20 protein-coding genes are annotated in these 21262 nt (G+C 68.2%); 10 read left to right on the top strand and 10 right to left on the bottom strand.

Translation table 11 applies throughout. The features are described 5' to 3' along the window. Nucleotides 1-5: 5 nt before the first annotated feature. Both RXV79_RS05685 and RXV79_RS05680 read left to right on the top strand, forming a co-directional pair. Nucleotides 6-872 carry an ExeA family protein gene (locus RXV79_RS05685; RefSeq protein ID WP_316702499.1) on the top strand — a complete coding sequence of 289 codons (867 nt, stop codon included), beginning with the start codon at nt 6-8 and terminating at the stop codon, nt 870-872. Further along, nucleotides 869-1936 carry a tetratricopeptide repeat protein gene (locus RXV79_RS05680; protein ID WP_316702498.1) on the top strand — a complete coding sequence of 356 codons (1068 nt, stop codon included), beginning with the start codon at nt 869-871 and terminating at the stop codon, nt 1934-1936. The genes RXV79_RS05685 and RXV79_RS05680 overlap by 4 nt, the downstream gene beginning before the upstream one ends. Here RXV79_RS05680 and RXV79_RS05675 read toward each other — a convergent pair whose 3' ends face one another. Then, complete coding sequence (locus tag RXV79_RS05675; RefSeq protein ID WP_316702497.1) at nt 1937-2611, bottom strand: glutathione S-transferase family protein; 675 nt, start codon at nt 2609-2611, stop codon at nt 1937-1939. A gap of 153 nt (nt 2612-2764) precedes the next feature. On the opposite strand from RXV79_RS05675, the gene RXV79_RS05670 reads away from it, so the two are divergent. Continuing rightward, the gene (locus tag RXV79_RS05670) at nt 2765-3526 is read left to right on the top strand and encodes a DUF4397 domain-containing protein (RefSeq protein ID WP_316702496.1); all 762 of its coding nucleotides are present in this window, start codon (nt 2765-2767) and stop codon (nt 3524-3526) included. 9 nt (nt 3527-3535) lie between these two features. Then, nucleotides 3536-4321, top strand: a complete 786-nt coding sequence (locus RXV79_RS05665) for a DUF4397 domain-containing protein (RefSeq protein ID WP_316702495.1) — start codon at nt 3536-3538, stop codon at nt 4319-4321. Here the strand turns inward: RXV79_RS05665 and urtE are convergent. The 7 genes from urtE to RXV79_RS05630 all read right to left on the bottom strand — a co-directional run bounded on the left by urtE (nt 4318) and on the right by RXV79_RS05630 (nt 12822). Then, nucleotides 4318-5010 carry an urea ABC transporter ATP-binding subunit UrtE gene (urtE, locus tag RXV79_RS05660; RefSeq protein ID WP_257828809.1) on the bottom strand — a complete coding sequence of 231 codons (693 nt, stop codon included), beginning with the start codon at nt 5008-5010 and terminating at the stop codon, nt 4318-4320. The two genes, RXV79_RS05665 and urtE, sit on opposite strands and share 4 nt — an antisense overlap. A gap of 5 nt (nt 5011-5015) precedes the next feature. Next, nucleotides 5016-5906 carry an urea ABC transporter ATP-binding protein UrtD gene (gene urtD, locus RXV79_RS05655; RefSeq protein WP_316702494.1) on the bottom strand — a complete coding sequence of 297 codons (891 nt, stop codon included), beginning with the start codon at nt 5904-5906 and terminating at the stop codon, nt 5016-5018. Further along, complete coding sequence (gene urtC, locus RXV79_RS05650; protein WP_316704000.1) at nt 5903-6982, bottom strand: urea ABC transporter permease subunit UrtC; 1080 nt, start codon at nt 6980-6982, stop codon at nt 5903-5905. Before urtC ends, urtD begins: the two co-directional genes overlap by 4 nt. A 56-nt stretch (nt 6983-7038) precedes the next feature. After that, a complete protein-coding gene (urtB, locus tag RXV79_RS05645; protein ID WP_316702493.1) occupies nt 7039-8634 on the bottom strand; it encodes an urea ABC transporter permease subunit UrtB in 1596 nt (531 codons plus the stop codon). Between the two features lie 106 nt (nt 8635-8740). Further along, nucleotides 8741-10015 (bottom strand): urea ABC transporter substrate-binding protein, encoded by a 1275-nt coding sequence (urtA, locus tag RXV79_RS05640; protein WP_316702492.1) that lies wholly within the window; start codon nt 10013-10015, stop codon nt 8741-8743. A 132-nt stretch (nt 10016-10147) separates the two neighbouring features. Further along, a complete protein-coding gene (locus RXV79_RS05635) occupies nt 10148-11332 on the bottom strand; it encodes a glycosyltransferase (RefSeq protein WP_316702491.1) in 1185 nt (394 codons plus the stop codon). An 11-nt stretch (nt 11333-11343) separates the two neighbouring features. Beyond that, the gene (locus RXV79_RS05630) at nt 11344-12822 is read right to left on the bottom strand and encodes an autotransporter outer membrane beta-barrel domain-containing protein (RefSeq protein ID WP_316702490.1); all 1479 of its coding nucleotides are present in this window, start codon (nt 12820-12822) and stop codon (nt 11344-11346) included. Between the two features lie 241 nt (nt 12823-13063). Between RXV79_RS05630 and RXV79_RS05625 the strand changes: the two genes are divergently transcribed. Together RXV79_RS05625 and RXV79_RS05620 are read left to right on the top strand one after the other, a co-directional pair. Then, nucleotides 13064-13630: an OmpA family protein gene (locus RXV79_RS05625; protein WP_316702489.1), complete on the top strand. Its 567-nt coding sequence runs from the start codon at nt 13064-13066 to the stop codon at nt 13628-13630. Nucleotides 13631-13638: 8 nt separating this feature from the next. Further along, nucleotides 13639-15399: a caspase family protein gene (locus RXV79_RS05620; RefSeq protein ID WP_316702488.1), complete on the top strand. Its 1761-nt coding sequence runs from the start codon at nt 13639-13641 to the stop codon at nt 15397-15399. Nucleotides 15400-15408: 9 nt separating this feature from the next. Here the strand turns inward: RXV79_RS05620 and RXV79_RS05615 are convergent, their stop codons facing one another. After that, nucleotides 15409-16212, bottom strand: a complete 804-nt coding sequence (locus RXV79_RS05615; RefSeq protein ID WP_316702487.1) for a c-type cytochrome biogenesis protein CcmI/CycH — start codon at nt 16210-16212, stop codon at nt 15409-15411. A gap of 123 nt (nt 16213-16335) precedes the next feature. On the opposite strand from RXV79_RS05615, the gene RXV79_RS05610 reads away from it, so the two are divergent. Continuing rightward, nucleotides 16336-17085, top strand: a complete 750-nt coding sequence (locus RXV79_RS05610) for an IclR family transcriptional regulator (RefSeq protein ID WP_316702486.1) — start codon at nt 16336-16338, stop codon at nt 17083-17085. A 3-nt stretch (nt 17086-17088) separates the two neighbouring features. Here the strand turns inward: RXV79_RS05610 and RXV79_RS05605 are convergent, their stop codons facing one another. Further along, the gene (locus tag RXV79_RS05605; RefSeq protein WP_316702485.1) at nt 17089-17745 is read right to left on the bottom strand and encodes a hypothetical protein; all 657 of its coding nucleotides are present in this window, start codon (nt 17743-17745) and stop codon (nt 17089-17091) included. Between the two features lie 195 nt (nt 17746-17940). Between RXV79_RS05605 and RXV79_RS05600 the strand changes: the two genes are divergently transcribed. From RXV79_RS05600 to RXV79_RS05590, 3 genes are read left to right on the top strand one after another with little or no spacing between them, the layout of a single operon-like run. Next, nucleotides 17941-19404 (top strand): aldehyde dehydrogenase, encoded by a 1464-nt coding sequence (locus tag RXV79_RS05600; protein WP_316702484.1) that lies wholly within the window; start codon nt 17941-17943, stop codon nt 19402-19404. Nucleotides 19405-19407: 3 nt separating this feature from the next. Beyond that, on the top strand, nt 19408-20292 hold the full coding sequence (locus RXV79_RS05595) for an NAD(P)-dependent oxidoreductase (protein WP_316702483.1): 885 nt from the start codon (nt 19408-19410) through the stop codon (nt 20290-20292). Next, nucleotides 20289-21248, top strand: coding sequence for a tripartite tricarboxylate transporter substrate binding protein (locus tag RXV79_RS05590; RefSeq protein WP_316702482.1), 960 nt, complete (start codon nt 20289-20291; stop codon nt 21246-21248). Before RXV79_RS05595 ends, RXV79_RS05590 begins: the two co-directional genes overlap by 4 nt. Nucleotides 21249-21262: the final 14 nt, after the last annotated feature.

Below are 21262 nucleotides of genomic sequence, written 5' to 3'. Positions count from 1 at the left end.
CCACCATGTACCTCGCCCACTTCGGCCTGCGTGAACTGCCCTTCGGGCTGACGCCCGACACTGCCTATGCGTACGCCACCCGCGCGCACCAGGAGGCGCTCAACACGCTGCTGATCGCCTCGGCCCATGGCGAAGGCTTCATCAAGATCACCGGCGAAGTCGGCACCGGCAAGACGCTCCTGTGCCGCCGCTTCCTCGCCTCGCAAGGCGACGAGGTCGTGACCTGCTACCTGCCCAACCCGCTGCTCACGCCGGCCACGCTGCTGCTGGCGCTGGCCGACGAGCTGGAGCTGAAACTCTCGCCGCAGGGCAGCGAATACGAGCTGCTCAAGGCGATCAACGAAGAGCTGCTCGCACTCGCCGCCGAAGGCAAGCGTGTGATCTTCTGCGTCGACGAAGCGCAGGCCCTGCCGCTCAAGAGCCTGGAGACGCTGCGCCTCTTGTCCAACCTCGAGACCGAGAAGCGCAAGCTGCTGCAGGTGGTGCTGCTCGGCCAGCCCGAGCTCGACGCACGCCTCGCACTCACCTCGATGCGCCAGCTGCGCCAGCGCATCGCCTTCCACTACCGCCTGACGGGCATGGACCGCCAGGAGCTGCGCCACTACCTGCACCACCGCCTGCACGTGGCCGGCCGCAGCGGCGTCGAACTCTTCAGCCCCGGCGCCATCGCCGCGCTGCAGCGCGCGACCGGCGGCACGCCGCGGCTCGTCAACATCCTCGCGCACAAGGCGCTGATGGCCGTCTACGGCGCGGGTGCCGACACCGTCGACGCCGCGCATGTGCGCGCCGCCGCCCGCGACACCGATGGGGCGCTGCCCTGCTCGCCCTTCGGCCTGGGCTGGTGGCACAAGCTCGGTTGGAGCGCACGATGAGCCTCTTGAACCAGGTCCTGCGCGACCTCGACCAACGCCAGGCGCCCGGCGCGCCAGCGGCCGCCAAGCCGGCCGCGCCGCGCCCGCTCGCACCGAGTGCCAGCCAACGGGCGATGCGCTGGGGCCTGGGCCTCGTCGCCACGCTCGTCGCCATCGCGGCCGGTGGCTGGGCGCAAGGCAGCATCCGCTGGCCTGCGAAGGCGGCCGACACCGCGGTGGCTGCGGCCCCGGTGGCCGCACCCCGGCCCGTGACACCCACGGCGGCCCCGCCCGCTCCTGCGCCCGTGGTGGTGGCGCCCACAGCGGCTCCGGCAACGCCCGAGCCTTCGACCGTCGCCCCGCCTGCGCCCCCCGCCGCGCAGGTGGCCATCGCCGCCCCCACCGCGCGCCATAAACCTGCCAGACCCCAGCCCACCGACGACGCCCCTGCGATGGCCGCGGCCAAGCCCGAGCCCCGCATCGAGCTGCGCAGCGCGGCCCGCTCGCCGCAAGAGCGTGCCGAAGCGCTGTACCAGCGCGGCGTGACCGCACATCAGGCCGGCCAGCTCAACGACTCGGCCGCCGCCTTCACCGCCGCGCTGCGCGAAGACCCGCGCCATGCCGCCGCCCGCGTGGCCCAGGCCGGCATGCTCGTCGGCCTGTCGCGACCCGATGACGCGACGGCCCTGCTCAAGGAGGGCCTCGCCCTCACCCCGGCCCAGCCACAAGTCGCGTTGATGCTGGCGCGGCTGCAGGCCGAGCGACAGGACTGGGCCACCGCCGCCGAGACGCTGAAGGCAGTTGGCAACACCGCGTCACTGAACGCTGCCGAGAGCGCCGAATTCCACGGCTTCCACGCCGCCATCCTGCAGCGCGCGGGCCGCCACGACGAGGCGGTCGAAAAGTACGGCGTCGCCTTGCGCTTGGCACCCAACCGCGGCGTGTGGTGGATGGGCCTTGCGATCTCGCTCGAAGAGATCGGCCAGGCCGACACGGCCCGCGCCGCGTTCCAGCGCGCCAAGAGCATCGGCCTGCCCGAGGGCGCGGCCGGCTACGTCGACGCGCGGCTCAAGCAGCTCGGCTGATCAGTCGTTCGCGAAGCTGTAGGGCCCGCCGCGCTCCAGGGCCTTCTTGTAGGCCGGCCGCGCATGGATGCGCTTCAGGAAAGCCATCAGCTTCGGCCGCGAGGCGTCGAGCCCCGCACGCTGCGCCGCGGCTTCGAGCGGGAAGCTCATCTGGATGTCGGCCGCGCTGAACTCGTTGCCGGCGAACCATTCGCTCTTGCCGAGCTCGGCCTCCATGAAGTCGAGCTGGCGTTTCAGGTTCGGCTCGACCAGCGTGCCTTGCACCTTCTGCGAGATGCCCTTGGCGATGGGCTTGATGAAGAACGGCATCTTCGTGCGCTCGATGGTGGTGAAGACGAGCTTCATCAGGAGCGGCGGCATGGCCGAGCCTTCGGCGAAATGCATCCAGTAGCGCCAGCGCAGCTTCTCGGGTGAGCCGGCCGGCGGCACCAGCCGGCCATTGCCGTAGCGCTCGACGAGGTACTCGATGATCGCGCCCGACTCGGCCACCGTCACCCCGTCGTCGGTGATCACCGGCGACTTGCCCAGCGGGTGCACCTTCACAAGCTCAGGCGGCGCAAGCATCGTCTTCGCGTCGCGCTGGTAGTGCTTGATCTCGTAGGGCAGGCCCAGCTCTTCCAGCAGCCAGAGCACGCGTTGCGAGCGGGAGTTGTTGAGGTGATGGACAGTGATCATGGATGGGCCGGGCGCTGAGGAAGGTCGCATTGTGGCCACAAGTGCCCGACCCTGCAGGATCGGCGTTGTCTGACACGTAACTCAGCCCTCTCCCACACGGAGAAACCAGCCTCGACCGTAGATTCACCGAGCACTGACTACAACGAGGTTGACATGAAGACACTCCACAAGATCCTGCTTGCCTGCGCCCCTCTGATGCTCGTGGCCGCCTGTGGCGGCGGTGACGACAGCGTCGATGACCGGCTGAGCCTGGCCGACCCGAAGGTGCGCTTCGTCCACGCCATCGAAGGCGGCCCGGCGGTCGGCCTCTACCGCGACGGCGGCACCATCGGCGGCGTCAACGGCGTGAACTACCGCTTCGCCTCGAACTACTTCGACGTGAGCAGCACCGCGGCCGACTACAGCGTGCGCACCACCGCCGGCAATGTGCAGCTCAGCAACGTCAACCTCAACCCGCACCAGGGCGACAAGTACACCTTCGTCGCCTACGCGGGCACGCTCGGCGCCCCCAGCACGCTGCTGATCGAAGACCCGTACAACAAGTCGCTCACCAGCAACGACGCGCGCGTGCGCGTGGTCAATGGCTCGAACAACACGCCCAATGTCGACGTCTACCTCACCGCACCCACGGTCGACATCAACACCGTCTCGCCGAATTTCGCCAACGTGGCCCTCGGCAGCGCGGTGCCGGGCACCGGTGCCGATTCGCATGAGTTCGGCGCCAACAACTACCAGCTGCGCATCACCACCGCGGGCACCAAGAACCTGGTCTTCAACGCGCCGCTAAGCCTGTCGCAAAACGCCGACCTGTTGCTGATCACCGTGCCGAGCGGCGTTGCAGCGGGGCAGATCAAGATCCTCGCGGTGACGGCCGACTCCGGCGTCACGGCCCCCGAGCTGACCACCGTGCCCTGACCGGTGGCCATGAAGAAGGTCTTCACCCAGCTCCTGCCCGCCCTCGCCTCGCTCCTGATCGTCGCCGCCTGCGGGGGCGGCGACGATGCAGACGACATCAGTGACCGCCTCGCCAATGCCGAGCCCAAGGTGAGGCTCGTGCACGCAGGTGTGTTCACGAGGCCGCTCACGCTCACGCGCAACGGCACGGCGGTCTCCGGTGCCAGCAACGTCGCCTACGCCAATGCGTCGAACTATGTCGACGTGCCGACCGGCAGCGCCGAGTGGCGCGTGGCGACCGACACCAACGCCGAGGTCGGCACCTCGACCTTGTCGACGAACCGCGGCAACCGCTACATGTTCGTCGCTGTTCCGAACCTGTCGCTGTTCGGCTCGCAGGCCGAGCTGCTCGCCATCACCGACCCGTACGACTGGGGCCTCACCGCCGCCAGCGGCCGGGTGAGGGTGTTGCACGCGGCGGCCAACACGACGGGCGCGCTCGACGTCTACCTCACGCAGAACAGCAGCGACATCAGCACCCGCACGCCCAACTTCTCGGGCGTGGGCTACAAGACGGCCAACCCGGCCTCGGGCGCGAACTCGCTGGACTTCGCGGTCGGCAGCGGCACCTACACGTTGACGATCACGCCAGCGGGGTCGAAATCGCCGATCTTCCAGGCGCCGGTCTCGTTGGCCAACAACGCCGATTGGCTGGTGACGGTGTTGGCCGATTCGATCGCGCCCAACGATCTGCGTGTGCTGATCGTGAAGTCGGACGACAGCTCCGCGACGCAGGAGATCGCCAACACCCTCTAGATCGACATGCGCTCGCGCACGCCTTCGGCTTCCATGTGGTCGCCGTGGCCGCGCTGCACGATCTCGCCGCGCTCCATGACCAGGTACTGGTCGGCCAGTTCGGCGGCGAAGTCGTAGTACTGCTCCACCAGCACGATGGCCATCGTGCGGCGGTCGGCCAGCATGCGGATCACGCGGCCGATGTCCTTGATGATGCTGGGCTGGATGCCTTCGGTCGGCTCGTCGAGGATGAGCAGCTTCGGGCCGGCGGCGAGCGCGCGTGCGATCGCGAGCTGTTGCTGCTGGCCGCCCGACAGGTCACCGCCACGGCGGTGGAGCATCTGCTTGAGCACCGGGAAGAGCTCGAACATCTCGTTGGGGATCGGCGTACTGCCCTTCTTGTAGGCCAGGCCCATGCGCAGGTTTTCTTCCACCGTCAGGCGGCTGAAGATCTCGCGCCCCTGCGGCACGTAGCCCACGCCCTTGCGCACACGGTCGTAGGAGGTGTCGCGGGTGATGTCCACGCCATCGAGCTGGATGGTGCCGGTCTTCACCGGCACCACGCCCATCAGGCTCTTCAAGAGCGTGGTCTTGCCCACACCGTTGCGCCCGAGGATCACGGTCACTTCGCCCAGGCGGGCTTCGAACGACAGGTTGCGCAGGATGTGCGAGCCGCCGTAGAACTGGTTGATGCCTTCGACTTTGAGCATGTGCGTCACCGGCCGAGATAAACCTCGACCACCTTTTCGTTGGCTTGAACATCCGCCAGCGAACCCTCCGCCAGCACGCTGCCTTCGTGCAGCACCGTCACCTTCTTCGCCGGGTTGTCGCGGGTGAGCTCGTGGATGAACTTCATGTCGTGCTCCACCACCACCAGCGAGTGGTTGCCTTCGAGCGAGAGGAAGAGCTCCGCGGTGCGCTCGGTTTCTTCGTCGGTCATGCCGGCGACCGGCTCGTCGAGCAGCAAGAGCTTCGGGTCCTGCATCAAGAGCATGCCGATCTCCAGCCACTGCTTCTGGCCGTGGCTCAAGAGGCCCGCGGTGCGCTGTGCGCTGTCCTTGAGGTGGATGAGCTTGAGCATGTCGCCGATGCGATCGGCCTGCTCGCTGTTGAGCCGGAAGAACATCGACTGCTTGACGCCGCGGTCGCCCTTGAGCGCCAGCTCCAGGTTCTCGAACACCGACAGCTGCTCGAAGACGGTGGGCTTCTGGAATTTGCGCCCGATGCCCACCGAGGCGATCTCGTTCTCGCGCATGCGCAGGAGGTCGATGGTCGAGCCGAAGAAGGCCTTGCCCACGTCGGGCCGGGTCTTGCCAGTGATCACGTCCATCATCGTGGTCTTGCCCGCGCCGTTGGGGCCGATGATGCAGCGCAGCTCGCCCGCGCTGATGTTGAGGCTCAAGGCATTGAGCGCCTTGAAGCCGTCGAAGCTCACCGTGATGTCGTCGAGGTAGAGGATGGCGCCGTGAGCCACGTCGAGCTCGCCTGGCGTCACGACCCGGCTGTAACTGTGCTGGCGCCCGCCCGACGAGCCGGCGCCCGCGTTCTTCTTTTCTTCCATGGCCTGGCGCGTGCGCGCGCCGGCCTGCATCAGCTCCGGGGTCATGCCTTCTCTCCGTCTTTATGACCCGTGAACTTGCGCACGAGGCCGATGATCCCCTGCGGCAGGAAGAGCGTCACCGCGATGAAGAGCGCACCCAGGAAGTAGAGCCAGAACTCGGGGAAGGCCTGCGTGAACCAGCTCTTGGCGCCGTTGACGAAGAAGGCGCCGACGATCGGGCCGATCAGCGTGGCACGGCCACCCACCGCCGCCCAGATCGCCATCTCGATGCTGGCCGCGGGCGACATCTCGCTCGGGTTGATGATGCCCACCTGCGGCACGTAGAGCGCGCCGGCAATGCCGCACATCACCGCCGAGATCACCCAGATGGTGAGCTTGTAGCGCAGCGGGTCGTAGCCGGTGAACATCACGCGGCCTTCGGCGTCGCGGATGGCCTGCAGCACCCGGCCGAACTTGCTCGCGATCAGCCAGCGCGCGAAGACGAAGAAGCCGATCAGCGTGAGCCCCGTCAGCACGAAGAGGAACATCTTCATCTGCGGCGTGGTGATCGTGATGCCGAGGATGCGCTTGAAATCGGTGAAGCCGTTGTTGCCGCCGAAGCCCGTCTCGTTGCGGAAGAAAAGCAGCATCGCTGCGAAGGTCATTGCCTGCGTGATGATCGAGAAGTACACGCCCTTGATGCGCGAGCGGAAAGCGAAGTAGCCGAAGATGAAGGCGAGCAGGCCCGGCACCAGCACCACCATCGCCGCCTGGAACAGGAAGCTGTCGCTGCCGGCCCAGTGCCACGGGAATTCCTTCCAGTTGAGGAACACCATGAAGTCGGGCATGTCGCTCTGGTACTGCCCGTCGCGGCCGATCTGGCGCATGAGGTACATGCCCATCGCGTAGCCGCCGAGCGCGAAGAAAAGGCCGTGGCCCAGCGAGAGGATGCCGGTGTAGCCCCAGATCAGGTCCATCGCCAGCGCGCAGATGGCGTAGCACATGATCTTGCCGATGAGCAGCACGGCGAAGTCGCTCATGTGGAAGACGCTGTCGGGCGGCACCATCAGGTTGAGCACCGGGGCGACCACCAGCACCGCGAGCAGCGAGGCCAGCACGCCGAACCAGCTCTTGAGCGACATCAGACGGGTCGGCGATGACACGGTCGGGATCGTCGGAATGGAAGGAATCACTGCACTCATGCTTCGGCGCTCCGGCCCTTCATGGCAAAGATGCCTTGCGGACGTTTCTGTATGAACACGACGATGAAGACCAGCACCATGATCTTGGCCAGCACCGCACCGGCCCAGCCTTCGAGGAGCTTGTTGATCACACCCAGGCCGAGCGCCGCGTAGACGGTGCCCGCGAGCTGACCCACGCCGCCCAGCACGACGACGAGGAAGCTGTCGACGATGTAGCTTTGGCCGAGGTCGGGGCCCACGTTGCCCACCTGCGAGAGCGCGCAGCCCGCGAGGCCGGCGATGCCGGAGCCGAGCGCGAAGGCATAGGTGTCGACCTTGGCGGTGTTGACGCCCACGCAAGAGGCCATGCGGCGGTTCTGCGTGACGCCGCGCACGAAGAGGCCGAGGCGGGTGCGTGCCACGAGGTACGCCAGGCCGCCGAGCACCAGCATTGCGAAGACGATGATGGCGATGCGGTTGAAGGGCAGCGTAAGGTTGCTCAGCACCGAGACGCCGCCCGACAGCCAGGCCGGGTTTTCGACCGGCACGTTCTGGGCGCCGAAGAGCGTGCGCACCGACTGCATCAGCACGAGGCTGATGCCCCAGGTGGCCAGCAGCGTCTCGAGGGGGCGGCCGTAGAGCCAGCGGATCACGCTGCGCTCCATCGCCGCGCCGACGAGGGCCGACGCGAAAAACGAGATCGGGATGGCCGCGAGGATGTAGTAGTCGAACAATCCCGGCAGGTAGTTGCGGAAGAGGTTCTGCGTCACGTAGGCCGCATAGGCGCCGATCATGATCAGCTCGCCGTGCGCCATGTTGATCACGCCCATCAAGCCATAGGTGATGGCGAGGCCGAGGGCCGCGAGCAGCAGGATGGAGCCGAGGCTGATGCCGGTGAACACCACGCCGGCGCGTTCGCCCCAGGCGAGCTTGCCGCGGATGCCGTCGAGCGCCTGCGTGAGGGCGGCCCGCACTTCGGGGTCGGTCTCGGCATCGGGCGCGAGACGCTCCTGGAGCAGGCTGGCCACGGTGGGCTCGCTGCTCTCGGCGAGCGACTTCACCGCCGCGAGGCGCTTGGCCTTGTCGGACGACGACACGAGGATGGCCGCGCGCATGCGCTCGAGCGAGTGCTTGAGGCCGGCGTCGGTCTCGGCGGCCACGGCCTTTTCCAGCAGCACGAGCTGCGATTCGTCGATGGTCTGCTTGGCCATCTCGGTGATGGCGGTGCGGCGGGTCTCCACGTCGGGCGAGACGAGCTGCAACGCGGCCTGGGCGGCTTGCAGCGCGCCCTTCATGCGGTTGTTGCTGACCACGTCTTCGGCGTTCTCGGGCACGGTGGCGGCTGCGCCAGTGGCGGCATCGACGGCCTTGTCGTCGCGCACGACGAAGACCTTGTCGCCGGCGATCTTCACCGCGTCGTCGAGCAACGCCTGCACGAACGGTGCGAGGTCGGCGGTGCCGTCGGCCACGGCCTTGTTGAGTGCGGCAATGCGCTCGTCGCTGTCGCCTTCGGCGATGGCCTTGGCCTGCTGCGGTGTGAGCGCATGGGCAGGGCCGAAGCCCAACAGCAATGCCAGGAGCGCCAGCGCGAAAAGTCTTGTGGAAAGAGGCATGGCTCTTGTGGGTTGCCCCGCCCTCCGCGGGGACCAAACACGAAGAGGCCCTGCCCTCGCAGGCAGGACCTCCGTTCAGAGAATCAGAAGAAAGCTCTTCTCAAGCTCACTTCTTTTCCGGAACGTTCTTCTTGCCCTTGTTCTCGGGGATGTAGTCGCTCCACGGGTCGGCAACCACCGGGCCCTTGGTCTTCCACACCACGTTGAACTGGCCGTCGGCCTTGACTTCACCGATGAACACCGGCTTGTGCAGGTGGTGGTTTTCCTTGTCCATCGTGGAGGTGAAACCACCCGGGGCCTTGAAGGTCTGGCCAGCCATCGCGGCGATGACCTTGTCGGTGTCGGTCGACTTGGCCTTCTCGACCGCCTGCGCCCACATGTGGATGCCGATGTAGGTGGCTTCCATCGGGTCGTTGGTGAGCGGCTTGTCCTTGTGGCCGGGGATGTTCTTGGCCTTGGCGTAGGCGGACCACGACTTGATGAACGCGTCATTCGTCGGGTTCTTCACCGACATGAAGTAGTTCCAGGCGGCCAGGTGGCCGACCAGCGGCTTGGTGTCGACACCGCGCAGCTCTTCTTCACCCACCGAGAAGGCCACCACCGGCACGTCGGTCGCCTTCAGGCCCTGGTTGCCGAGTTCCTTGTAGAAGGGCACGTTGGAGTCGCCGTTGATGGTCGACACCACAGCCGTCTTCTTGCCTTCGGACGAGAACTTCTTGATCTTGGCGATGATGCTCTGGTAGTCAGCGTGGCCGAAGGGGGTGTACTCCTCCATGATGTCGGCCTCGGCGACGCCCTTGCTCTTCAGGAAGGCGCGCAGGATCTTGTTGGTGGTGCGGGGGTACACATAGTCGGTGCCCAGCAGCACGAAACGCTTGGCCGAGCCGCCGTCCTTGCTCATCAGGTATTCGACGGCAGGAATCGCTTGCTGGTTGGGCGCGGCACCCGTGTAGAACACGTTCTTCGAGAGCTCTTCACCTTCGTACTGCACGGGGTAGAAAAGCAGCGAGTTGTTCTGCTCGAACACCGGCAGCACCGACTTGCGCGACACGCTGGTCCAGCAGCCGAAGACCACGGCGACCTTGTCCTGCGAGATCAGCTGCTTGGCCTTTTCGGCGAAGAGCGGCCAGTTCGACGCCGGGTCGACGACCACGGGCTCGAGCTTCTTGCCGAGCACGCCGCCCTTGGCGTTGATCTCGTCGATGGCCATCAAGGCCACGTCCTTCAGCACGGTCTCGGAAATGGCCATCGTGCCCGACAGCGAGTGCAGCACACCGACCTTGATGGTCTGGGCTTGGGCAAAGGCAGGCAGGCCGAGTGCAGCCACACCCAGCGACACGGCGCTGAGGGCTTTCGCGAAAGTGCGACGGGTGGAAGTCATGTAGGGAAGCTCCTTGGGGTTGTGTCTCACGGTCCCCTCCTGGGGTTGGACAGAACGCAGGTTAAGGAGCGCCCCTCGTTCGGCATATACGACAGATGGCGTAGAGCCCTGCCGCGACGGCCGAGGCGTCGTTCAGGTGAGCACGGACTCCGCGGCTTCCACCACGCGGGCGGTGAGCATCGCCGGGTCGAACGCCGCATGACGCGCGGCCACCGCGCGTGCCGCCGCGGCGTGCGGGCCGTCGGCGCGCAGCATGGCTGCGATGAGCGCCGCATACGCGACTGGCTGCGCCTGCATCGCGGCGTTGACACCAGCGCCACTGCGCTCCAGTTGGCGTGCGAGCAGGTGCTGCTCGGCGTGCTCGGGCAGCATCAGCACCGGGATGCCGAGCCTCAGCGCCTGGGCGACGGAGGCCTGGCCGGCGTGGCAGACCACGAGTGAGCAGCGCGGCAAGGCGCGCTGCAGATCGATCGGCTGGCGGCTGTAGTGCAACGTGGGCGCGCTCACCGGCTCGGGGCCTTCGCCCGGCAGGTAGCACAGCGTGGGCACGCCCATGTTGGCGAGGGCGTGAAGCACCTCGGCATGCCCCGGGTGCGATCGGCGCAGGTAGGCCAGCACATGCGGGCCACTGCCGGTGGGCCACACGGGCTCGACGCCAGGGGCGTATTCGCAATCGGGCCCGATGGCGTCTTCTGCGCGGCGGCCAAGGCCGCCGTAGTGGTCGAGTTCCGGCCAAGTGCACAGCAGCGTGCGCTCGGGGTAGAAGAGATCGCAGAGACGCTCGAGCGGTGCGGCACCGGCCTCGCCGAGCACGGTGTTCACACAGCGCAGAACCTGCGCGTCGACCTCGGCCGCGTGCGTGTCGGGCGGCGGCGCCCAGTCGCGGAACACCGGCAGCGGCGAAAGCCGCGGTGGCACCGTGAAGCCGTGCCCGATGTGCACGGCCGGCACCCCCATCACGCGTGCGGCGAGCAGCGCGGTGGGGGCGTGGTCGGCGATCACCATGCCGCAGCCACTCGCCTCGATGAGCGACTGCCAAGCCGCCACCAGCCCGGCCAGCCCGGGCGCGTGGCCGTAGCCACAGGCCAGCAGCACATCGGCCATGGTCCAGGCGGGCCGGGGTGCAGTGTTGATCGCCACCGGCGCCTGGTACACGCGGCCGAGTGCGGGGGGCAGCACCGCGCGGCCGCCCATCACGTCGCGCAGCGCGAAGCTCACGGTGTGGCCACGCGCCTTGAGGGCTGTGGCCACCGGCCGCAGGCGCGTGAGGTGGCCCAGGTGGCCCCCCAGCTCCCACGCCATCAGCACCTGGGCCACGGGCTCGCCGATCAGAGTTCGAAACGCAGGCCGAGCCCGAGGCGCTGGCTGCGGTAGCCCTTCTGCGCCACGCCGGTCTCGTAGTCGGCATACCAGCTCATGCCGCCCTGGTGCACGCTCGACACACCGAGCGCCACGTTGCCGTAGCCGGCGCTGGTGTCGGCCGTGTTCGGAATCAGCACGGTGGTGTTGCCGTTGACGAGGCTCGCACTGGCCGCGTCTCGCGTGCGCTGCTTGCGGTGGGTGGCTTCGACGCGCACATAGGGCAGCACCAGGCCCCACGACACCGGCACGCTCATCTGCACCTGCGCGCCGAGGTTGTAGCTGGTGGAGCGCACGGTCTGGCGGCTCACGCTGATCGCCTCGGTGCTGCCGCTTTCCTCGAAGGCCTCGACGCGCGAGGTGACGCTGTCGATGCGCACGTAGGGGCCGACGCTCCAGGCGCCGAAGTTCATGTCGCGCCCGGCCGACAGGCTCAGGCCGAGGCCACGGCCGCCGGGCTTCGCCTCGGCCACGCCGCCGAGGCCGTCGTCGCGCTGCAGTGCATAGCGCGTGGCTTCATAGCTCACCGTGGCGCTCACGTAGGCCGACGGCGTGATGCTCCAGTTGGTGTACGCGGTCACCTGGCCGCCCTTGCTCTTCTGCTCGCTGAGCGTCTCGGCGAAATCGATGCGGGCATGCGAGCCCCCGGCGTTGGCGCCGAACACCCATTCGTCGCTGAGTCGATAGTCGGCACCGACCGACAGCGCGGTGCTGCGCAGCTTGAATTCGGACTGCGTGTCGCTGCGGTTCTGCCGCAGGTAGTCGCCGAGGCCGAGCACGTACACACCCAGTCGGCGCGTCTCGCGTGCAGCGCTTGCGGGGTCGTCGGTCTTCTTGACGGGCAGCGGCACGCCTTGCATCTCGAACGCCGGCACGTTGCGGTTGGCGCGCAGCGTGCGCATGCGCGACTGCGCGTGGTCGAGGTTGCTCTTGAGGCGCTGGCCTTGCACGGCCATGAGCGGTGTGGCCAGTTCGGCCGCGTTGGTGGTGGGAGTGGCGCAGTCGTGGTCGTGGCGGCGCACACGGGTCGCGCGAGCGCGCGCCGCCGCACCGGCCAGCACCTCGCCAGGGCACGGCAGGTTGACGACGGTGGTCGGGTAACCACCCTCGCCCGCCACGCTCACCAAGCCGCCGTAGCCCATGTCGATGGCCGAGATGTAGTAGGTGTGCTCACCCGGCAAGGCCGGCACGGTGAGTGCGCCACCGCCCACGTTGCGCGTTCCAAGCGGAGACGAACTTCCCGGCGGGCCGATGTGCCAGACCTCGGCGCCGGAGGTGATGGGCATGCTGGTGTCGGTGTCGATGCAGTTGCCGACGAGGGCCACCGTGCTGCCCGAGACCATGGCATTCGGCGAGCACTCGATGGCCGCCGACGCATCGGCCGCCATCGACAGGAGACACGGCAACACGGCCAGTGATGACAGCGATGTGATGTTGGATTTCTTCATGATGTAGTTGTGTGAGATCTCGCGTGCGGCCCCTCTCCGATGCCGCGCGCCCGAGCAAAAAAGCCGCGATCATCCCGACATCACCTGCAAGCGCCCATCCCCTTTGCGGGTGGATGCCACGTCATTCGGCGCAACGTTTCCGTTGGTTGCATTTGGGTGTGTGGCGCACCCTCCGATGTGGGGGCTCTTGCGCGCAGACCGCATGGAAAAATCGCCGGTTGCGTTCACAGGGAGAAAACGAATGAACATCAGAATCGGCGCCGCCATGCTGGCGCTGCTCGCCACGCCGCTGCTCGTGCAGGCACAGACCGTGATGGTCTACGGCGAAGGCCAGCAACCCACCCCGCAGGAAGTGGCCGACATCCTCTTCCGCGGCGCGAGCGAAGCCACCAAGCTGCGTGGCCAGGCGCCCATCAACGGCCGCTCGCCGTTTGCGCTGCTCGAGCAGACGCCCACGCGGAACCCCGTCGAAGCGAGCGCCGTTTCGGTGCCCGTGCCCTTCGATTTCGATTCCGCCACGCTCACCCCCAAGGCTCGCCAGCAGCTCGACGTCATTGCCGAAGGCATCCGCCTGACCGAAGGCACGGTGAAGGTGGTCGTCGAAGGTCACACCGACGCCAAGGGCAGCGTGGCCTACAACGAGAGCCTGTCGCTGCGCCGCGCCGCCGCGGTGCGCAGCTACCTCGTCAACGTGAAGAAGCTGCCCGTCACGCAACTCGGCGTGGAAGGCAAGGGCCCGCACAAGCTGCTCGACAAGAGCGACCCTTTCAACGGCAGCAACCGCCGCGTGCAGTTCCGCGCCGGCTGAGGTCTGTCATGCGATCGATGTCCACGCCGCGCCCGCGGCAACTGGCGCTCGCCAGCGCCGCATTGGTTCTGGGTCTGGTGTGGGGCTCCCACGCGAGGAGTGCCGACCAGCCCGGCACGCAAGCCGAGCCGGCCGATGGCCTCGTGCATTGCCTGTTGCCCGGCCAGGTGCGCCGGCTGGGACTGAGCACCACCGTGATGCCACGCCGTGCAACGCGGCTCTCGCCCACGCAATGCCAAGCGGCGGGCGGTGAATACAGCGAGCCACAGCCGCAGGCGCAAGCACAGGCTGCGACCGGTGGCACGGGCTCCGGCACCAACGTGGCCGCAGTGCCAGACCGGGCGGCGACGCTCACCGCATTGCTGCCGGCCGCCACCCAGGGCGTGCCGATGGCGCAGACCTCGATGGCCGAGCTGCTCGACCAGCGTGGCGACCGCGCCGAAGCACAGTCGTGGTACGAGAAGGCCGCCGCGCAGGGCTCGGCCCGCGCCCTGATCGGCTTGGCCGGCTTCCTCGAAAAAAGCGCCATGCTGGCCGCCGCGCAAGGCCTCAGCTCGCTTGACGCCTACCGCCGCATCGGCGATCTCGTGCAGAAGGCGACCGGCGGCCTGGTGGCAGGCCTGTCGATCCAGCGTGCGGAGCGGCTGCGGGTCGACGTGGTCTCGCCGCTCGGCGCTGTGCCGTTGCCGCGCATGGCCGGTGCCCCCATCACGCTCGAAAGCGCCCCCGGCCCGCTGGAGGTGGTGGTGCGTGTGGCGAGCGCCAATGGTGTGAAGTCCGTGCGGGTCAACGGCCAGCCGCAGGCCACCGATGCACAAGGTCTGTTGAGCATTCCGCTCACCGTGGGCGACACCCCATCGACCGTGCTTGTGCAGGCCGAAGACGAAGTGGGCGCGCAGGCACAGGCCGAGCTGAGGCTCGTGCAGCGCTCGGCGCCGCTCGCGGCGAGTGCGGCGCCCGCCGTTGCGTCACCCGCCAGTGCGGCGCTGGCCACCGCGCCGGTCGAAGCGCCACCGCTCGCCCCGCTGCTCGGCGGAAAGCGCCACGCGCTCGTCATCGCCAACCAGCAGTACAAGCACTGGACCAAGCTCGACACGCCCCGCGCCGATGCACATGCCGTGGCCACCGTGCTCAAGCAGCGCTTCGGCTTCGAGGTGACGCTGCTGCAAGACGTGACGCGCCAGCAGTTGCTGTCGGGCTTAAGCAAGCTGCGCCAGCAGGTCGGCCCGCAAGACCAGGTGGTCGTCTATTACGCCGGCCACGGCCAGATGGACACCGTCACTGCGCGTGGCTACTGGATCCCCGTCGATGGCGACGAGAAGGACATCGCGCAATGGGTGTCGGTGATCGACGTGACCGACCAACTCTCGGCCATGAGCGCGCGCCATGTGCTCGTGATCGCCGACTCGTGCTACTCGGGCACGCTCACCCGCTCGCTCGTGCCCGCCGTCGACCAGGCCTTGACGCTCGAGCAACGACTGGGGCCGCTGCGCCAGCTCAGCCAGCAGCGAGCACGCGTGGCCATGACCTCGGGCGGCATGGAGCCGGTGGTCGACGGCGGCAGCATCAACCACTCGCTCTTCGCGCGCAGCCTGCTCGATGTGCTGGGTCAGGTGCGCTCGCCGATGGCCGCGCAGGAGTTGCATGGCGCGGTGGCCGCACGTTTTGCGCACCTCGCGCGCCGCCTCAAGATCCCGCAGCAGCCGCAGTACGCGCCGATCGGCTTTGCCGGCCACGAAGCGGGCGACTTCGTCTTCGCGCCGATCTGAGGGGGCAGGCTAAGGCCCCGCCGCGCCAGCACCCACCACGTTGGAGATGGCGATCTGCAACCCCGTGGCCCCCGCGGCCACGGGCGGCGAGTGGCCTTCCAGGTCGCCAGGGCGCGGCTGGCCTTCGCCGCTCTTGCTCACGCGTGCCGTGACCACCACGCGCGGAAAGGCCGACACCCGCGCGTCCGGCCACATCGCCATGCTGTCGTCGAGCTTGAACTGCAGCGGCAGGTCCTTCACCTGCTTGCGAATCACCGCCAGCGGCATCGGTGGCCCTTCCACCGCGCGGGCGAAGATGAAGACCGTGTCGGTCGGGCGTGCCTGTTGCGCGACGCTCGGCGACAGGTCCACCGTGCCACTGATGGATTGCCCCACCGGGGCCGCCGCATCGACGAGCGCGGCCGGCGCCGAGGCGCCCGCCGTGCCGTGCAACACGGGCGCCTCGTCGGATGCAGACGTGGCGCGGGCCGGGGTTGCGCTGCTGCGCGACGACACCGCCCAGCCGTAGGTCAGCAACGCCGCCGCCACGGCGGCCACGCCCGCGCCAACCACCCACCGCAGCGCATCCGACTTCTGCGGCGCCGCCGGCATGGGCAACGGCGGCAGCAACGCCGCATCGGGCCGCATGTCGCCCATCATCACGGTCTCGGGCCACTCTTCGTCGGGGTCGGGGCTGCGCATCACCGCATCGACCAGCTTGCGCTCGAGCAGCGCGCGAGCTTCCGCGTACTGCTGGTCGTTCGCGAACCCGGCGATGTGCTGCTCGTGCAGATCCTGCAGGCGTTTGCGCAGCGACTGGACTTCCTCGTTCATCCGCGTATTGCATCACGCCAGGGGAAGGCAGCCCTTCCCCCCATCGGTGGGGGTGAGCCCGCGCACGCTGCGCCATACTGCGGCTCCACGCGCGCGCACCCGCGCACCAGGTCGCCCTCACCCATGCCGTCTCGCTCCGCTTCCACCCCCAAACTGTCTCCCGGCTACGCCGCCAACATGGAAGGCGTGGCCGCCGTCGAGCGCGCGCTCGCCATCGTCGAGGCGATCGAACGCGCCGAACAGCCGCTCACCCTCACCGGCATCGCCGAGGCCACCGGCCTCTACAAGAGCGCGGTGCTGCGCATGATGGTCACGCTCGAGCGGCGCGGCCTGGTGCTGCGCCAGCAGGACCAGCGCTACGTGCTGGGGCCGCTCGCGTTTCGTCTCGGGCGCGCCTATGAGCGCAGCAACCGCGTGGAAGAGCAACTCGCGCCGCTGATGCAGGCGCTGGTGGAGCGCGGCACGGAAAGCCCGTCGTTCCACGTGCGGCAAGACGACGAGACGCGCCTGTGCCTGCTGCGGTTCGACTCGCACCATTCCACGCTCGACCGTGTGCGCGCGGGTGACCTGCTGCCGCTCAAGCGCGGTGCCGCGGGCAAGGTGCTGCTGCGCTTCGGCACGGGCGACGCCGCGGCCTTCGGTGGCGAACTCGCCGAATACTCCTTCGGCGAGCGAGACCCGCTGTGCGGCGCCGTCGCCGGGCCGGTGTTCGGGCCCGGAGGCCAGTTGCTCGGGGCGTTGTCGCTCTCGGGTCCGCTCGATCGGTTCACCGAATCGGCGGTGAAGAAGATGGTGAAGCCGCTGCTCGAAGCCTGCGAGACGGCCACGCGCAACCTGGGCGGCGTCTGGCCCGCCACACGGCGGGCCCGTTGATCGTCAGTACTGCGCCAGCTGGTACTTGATCGCAGATTCGAGCGCCACGCCGATCGGTGTCTGGCCTTCGGGCACCTTCATGGGCACCAGCGTGCGCGTGAAGACACGCTTGCCGTTGATCTCGGTGTCGATGTAGACGATGTGCACGCTGCCTTTGCCGGCGTTCTCGGCCTCGGAGTAGAGCGCCCGCTTGAATTCGGTGGCAGCCAGTGCTTCGAAGGCCTTGCCGTCCACGAGCGAGTGTGCCGCACCCGAGGCGTCGACGACCATGTTGCCCGCGATCACTGCGCCCATCACACCTCCAAGCGCGATGCCGATTGAGCTGCGGCGAAGCTCGGCTTGCATGTTGCGGTAGACGACGAAGTGGTGCACCTTGAGGTCGAGCGGCGCTTCGCCCGGCTTCTGCAGGGTTTCGAACGCACGATGCTGCAGCAGGCGCACGCCGCTCGGAACCGTCACGCTTTCAGCCACCCGATAGAGCGCGTACTGCTCGCTCGTGATGGAGATGCTGAAGATTTCACCCTCCTTCTCGATCGCCGGGCGCAGGTCCTGTACACGCAACTGCTCCGAACGTTCCGCGCCAGCAACGTTCAGGTTTGCCACCTGCGCCGCGCAGCCAGACAGCGCGAGCGCTGCAAGTACCAGCAAAAGCCTCTTCATCAACTTCCTCCTTGAGTTGTTCCCGGGATGTTCCGGGGCGCGCGATTTTGCAGTCGTCGCATTGGCGCCTCGGCAGGCCCTCAGGGATAACACCGCCCCGTTCACGCCTTGACGCCCGTCTTGGGTGAGCGCGACACTCCCCATATGACAGAACCTTGATTCTGTTTAACAGAACAAACTCCGCACAAGACCCGAATGCCCACCGGCACCACAAACGACACCCCACGCCCGCTGCTGATCGGCGGCGAGTTCCGGCCCGGCGGCACGGCGCCGCCGCTCGATTCCATCAACCCGGCCACCGGTCAGCTGAACCACCGCGTGGCTGCCGCGGGAGCCGACGAGGTGAACGACGCCGTGGCCTGCGCCACCGACGCCGCCCGCCACAAGGCCTGGCGGGAGATGCTCCCGCCGCAGCGCGCCGGGCTCCTGCACCGCATCGGCGAGCTGATGCTGCGCGACAGCGAGCGCTTCGCGCGCCTGCAGATGCTCGAGAACGGCAAGGTCTGGGCCGAGTGCGTGGCGCAGGTCAAGAGCGCAGCCACCACCTTCCGCTACTACGCTTCCGTGTGCGAGACGCTAGTCTCCGAGCTCACACCTTCACGCGGTAACTACCTCTCGATGACGGTGCACGAGCCCTATGGCGTGGTCGCCGCCATCACGCCGTGGAACTCGCCGATGACGATGGAGGCGCAGAAGGTCGCACCCGCACTCGCCGCCGGCAACGCGGTGATCCTGAAACCATCGGAGATCACGCCCTCGACCGCGCTCGAACTCGGCCGCATCGCGCTCGAAGCGGGCCTGCCCCCCGGGCTGCTCAACGTGCTGCCGGGCACCGGCGCCACGGTGGGCGCGGCGCTCGTCGAGCACCCGGGCGTGAAGATGGTGTCGTTCACCGGCGGCACGGCGAGCGGCCGGCGCATCGCCGAAGCAGCAGCGCGCAAGCTGATGCCGGTCGCGCTGGAACTCGGCGGCAAGTCGCCGCACATCCTCTTCGCCGATGCCGACCTCGACGCGGCCGTCGAAGGCGTGGCCGGCGGCATCTTCGAAGGCAGCGGCCAGTCGTGCGTGGCGGGCTCGCGGCTCTTCGTGCAGCGCAGCGTGTTCGATCGGGTGCTGAAGATGATCGCCGACAAGGCACGGCGCCTGCGTGTCGACTTGCCCGACGCCAGCGGCGCCGAGATGGGCCCCATTGCCTCGTTCGCCCAGCGCGAGCGCATCGAAGGCATGGTCGACGCGGCCCGCGCGGGCGGCGCCGAGATCGTGGCCGGTGGCGCACGTCCGAGCGATGCCCGCCTGGATGCCGGGGCCTTCTACCTGCCCACCGTCATCGCCGGCATCGACAACCGCGCCGCCATCGCGCAGCAGGAAGTCTTCGGCCCGGTGCTCTGCGCCCTGCCCTTCGACGACGAAGACGACCTCATCGCGCAAGCCAACGACAGCGCCTACGGCCTGGCCTCCGGCATCTGGACGGCCGACTACAAGCGCGCCCTGCGCATCGCCCGTGCGCTCGAAGCCGGCACGGTGTGGATCAACACCTACAAGCAGCTCTCCATCGCCACGCCGTTCGGCGGCTTCAAGGACAGCGGCCTCGGCCGCGAAAAAGGCCTCACCGGCCTGCGCCTCTACCAACAAGCCAAGGGCATCTACCTCGGCCTCTGATTCATGACGACCAACTCTCTCGGATTCATCGGCCTGGGTGTGATGGGTGAGCCCATGTGCCGCAACCTCGCGCGCAAGTCGGGCAGCGCCGTGCATGCACACGACCTCGACAGCGCCGCGCTGCAGCGCCTCGCCGCTGACGGCGTGCAGAGCGCCGGCTCCATCGCCGCGGTGATGAAGCACGCCGACATCGTGCTGCTCTCGCTGCCCTCCGGCGAGGTGGTGCAGCAGCTCGCGCAGCAGCCCGACGGCCTGCTCGCCAACACACGCGCCGGGCAGATCGTGATCGACCTCAGCACCTCGCCCGTCGACACGACACGCGCGCTCGCGAAGGCCTTTGCGGACAAGGGTGTGACCTTCATCGACGCCCCCGTGGCCCGCACCCGGGCCGCCGCCGAGGCCGGCACGCTCTCGGTGATGGTCGGCGCCGACGCGGCCACCTTCGAGCGCGTGAAGCCGCTCATCGCCACCTTTGCCACCGACATCGCGCTCTGCGGCCCCGTCGGCTGCGGCCAGGTGGTGAAGATCCTCAACAACATGGTGCTCTTCGAAACCGTTGTCGCCTTGAGCGAAGCCAAGGCCATCGGCGAGCGCGCCGGTGTCGACCCCACGCTGCTCTTCGAGACCCTGAGCAAGGGCAGCGCCGACAGCTTCGCCCTGCGCAGCCACGGCATGAAGGCCATGCTGCCGGGCGCCTTCCCCGAGCGGGCGTTCTCGGTGCGCTACGCCCGCAAGGACCTGGCCTATGCGTTGAAGCTCGCGCAGGAAACGGGGGTCGACGCCAAGAGCGCCCGCATCGTCGACGAGTGGTACCAGGCCGCCATTGACGCCGGTCTCGGCGACCAGTACCACCCGGTCGTGAGCCGACTGCTCGGAGGCAAGACATGAAGCGCCGCCAGTTCATCGTCACCCCCGCGTTGCTGTCGCCGCTGGCGCTGCACGCGCAAGGATTCCCCACCAAGCCCGTCAGGCTCGTCGTGCCCTACCCCGCCGGCGGCGCCACCGACGTGGTGGCCCGCGCCCTCGCCGAGCGCCTGAGCGCCACCTGGGGCCAGCAGGTCATCGTCGACAACAAGCCCGGCGCCGGCACCACGCTCGCCGCTTCGCAGGTCGCGCGTGCCCCGGGCGACGGCCACACGCTCTACATGACGACCTCGGCGCACACCATCGCCGCGAGCATCTACAAGAAGATCGATTTCGATCCTGTCAAAGACTTCGCCACGCTCTCGCTGCTGGTGAAGGTGCCCATCGTGCTGGTGACGAACCCGGCGCTGCCGGCGAAGACGCTGCCCGAGCTGATGGCGCTCGCCAAGGGTCGCCCCAACGGCCTCACCTTCGCCTCGCCCGGCAACGGCACCGCGCAGCACCTGGCCGGCGAGATGTTCAAGGTGCAGGCACAAGTCCCGATGACGCACGTGCCCTACAAGGGCGACGCGCCGGCCCTCACCGACCTGCTCGCGGGCCAGGTCGACACGATGTTCGTCACGCTCACCTCCGTGCTGCCGCACTTGGCGAGCGGCAAGCTGCACGCGGTGGCGCTGGCGAACGCCAAGCGCGTCGAGCGGGTGCCCGAGCTGCGCACCTTCACCGAAGCGGGTCTTGCCGGCTTCGAGGCGGCCACCTGGTTCGGCGTGCTGGCACCGGCCTCGCTGCCACCTGCGCTGCGCACGCAGATCAGCGAGCAGATCGTCAAGCTCGTGGCCGAGCCCGCGATGCACCAGCGCCTCGTCGACCTCGGCGGCGAGGTGGTGAACAACAAGCCCGCCGAGTTCGAGGCCTTCATGCAGGCCGAAAGCCGCAAGTGGCGCGAGGTGGTGCGCCTCTCGGGCGCTTCGATCGAGTAGTCCCCCACCCACAC

This window comes from Piscinibacter gummiphilus, from assembly GCF_032681285.1.
Taxonomy (GTDB): Bacteria; Pseudomonadota; Gammaproteobacteria; order Burkholderiales; family Burkholderiaceae_C; genus Rhizobacter; species Rhizobacter gummiphilus_A.
Note: the sequence above shows the minus strand (reverse complement) of the source record. Positions and strands in the feature narration are given on the sequence as shown.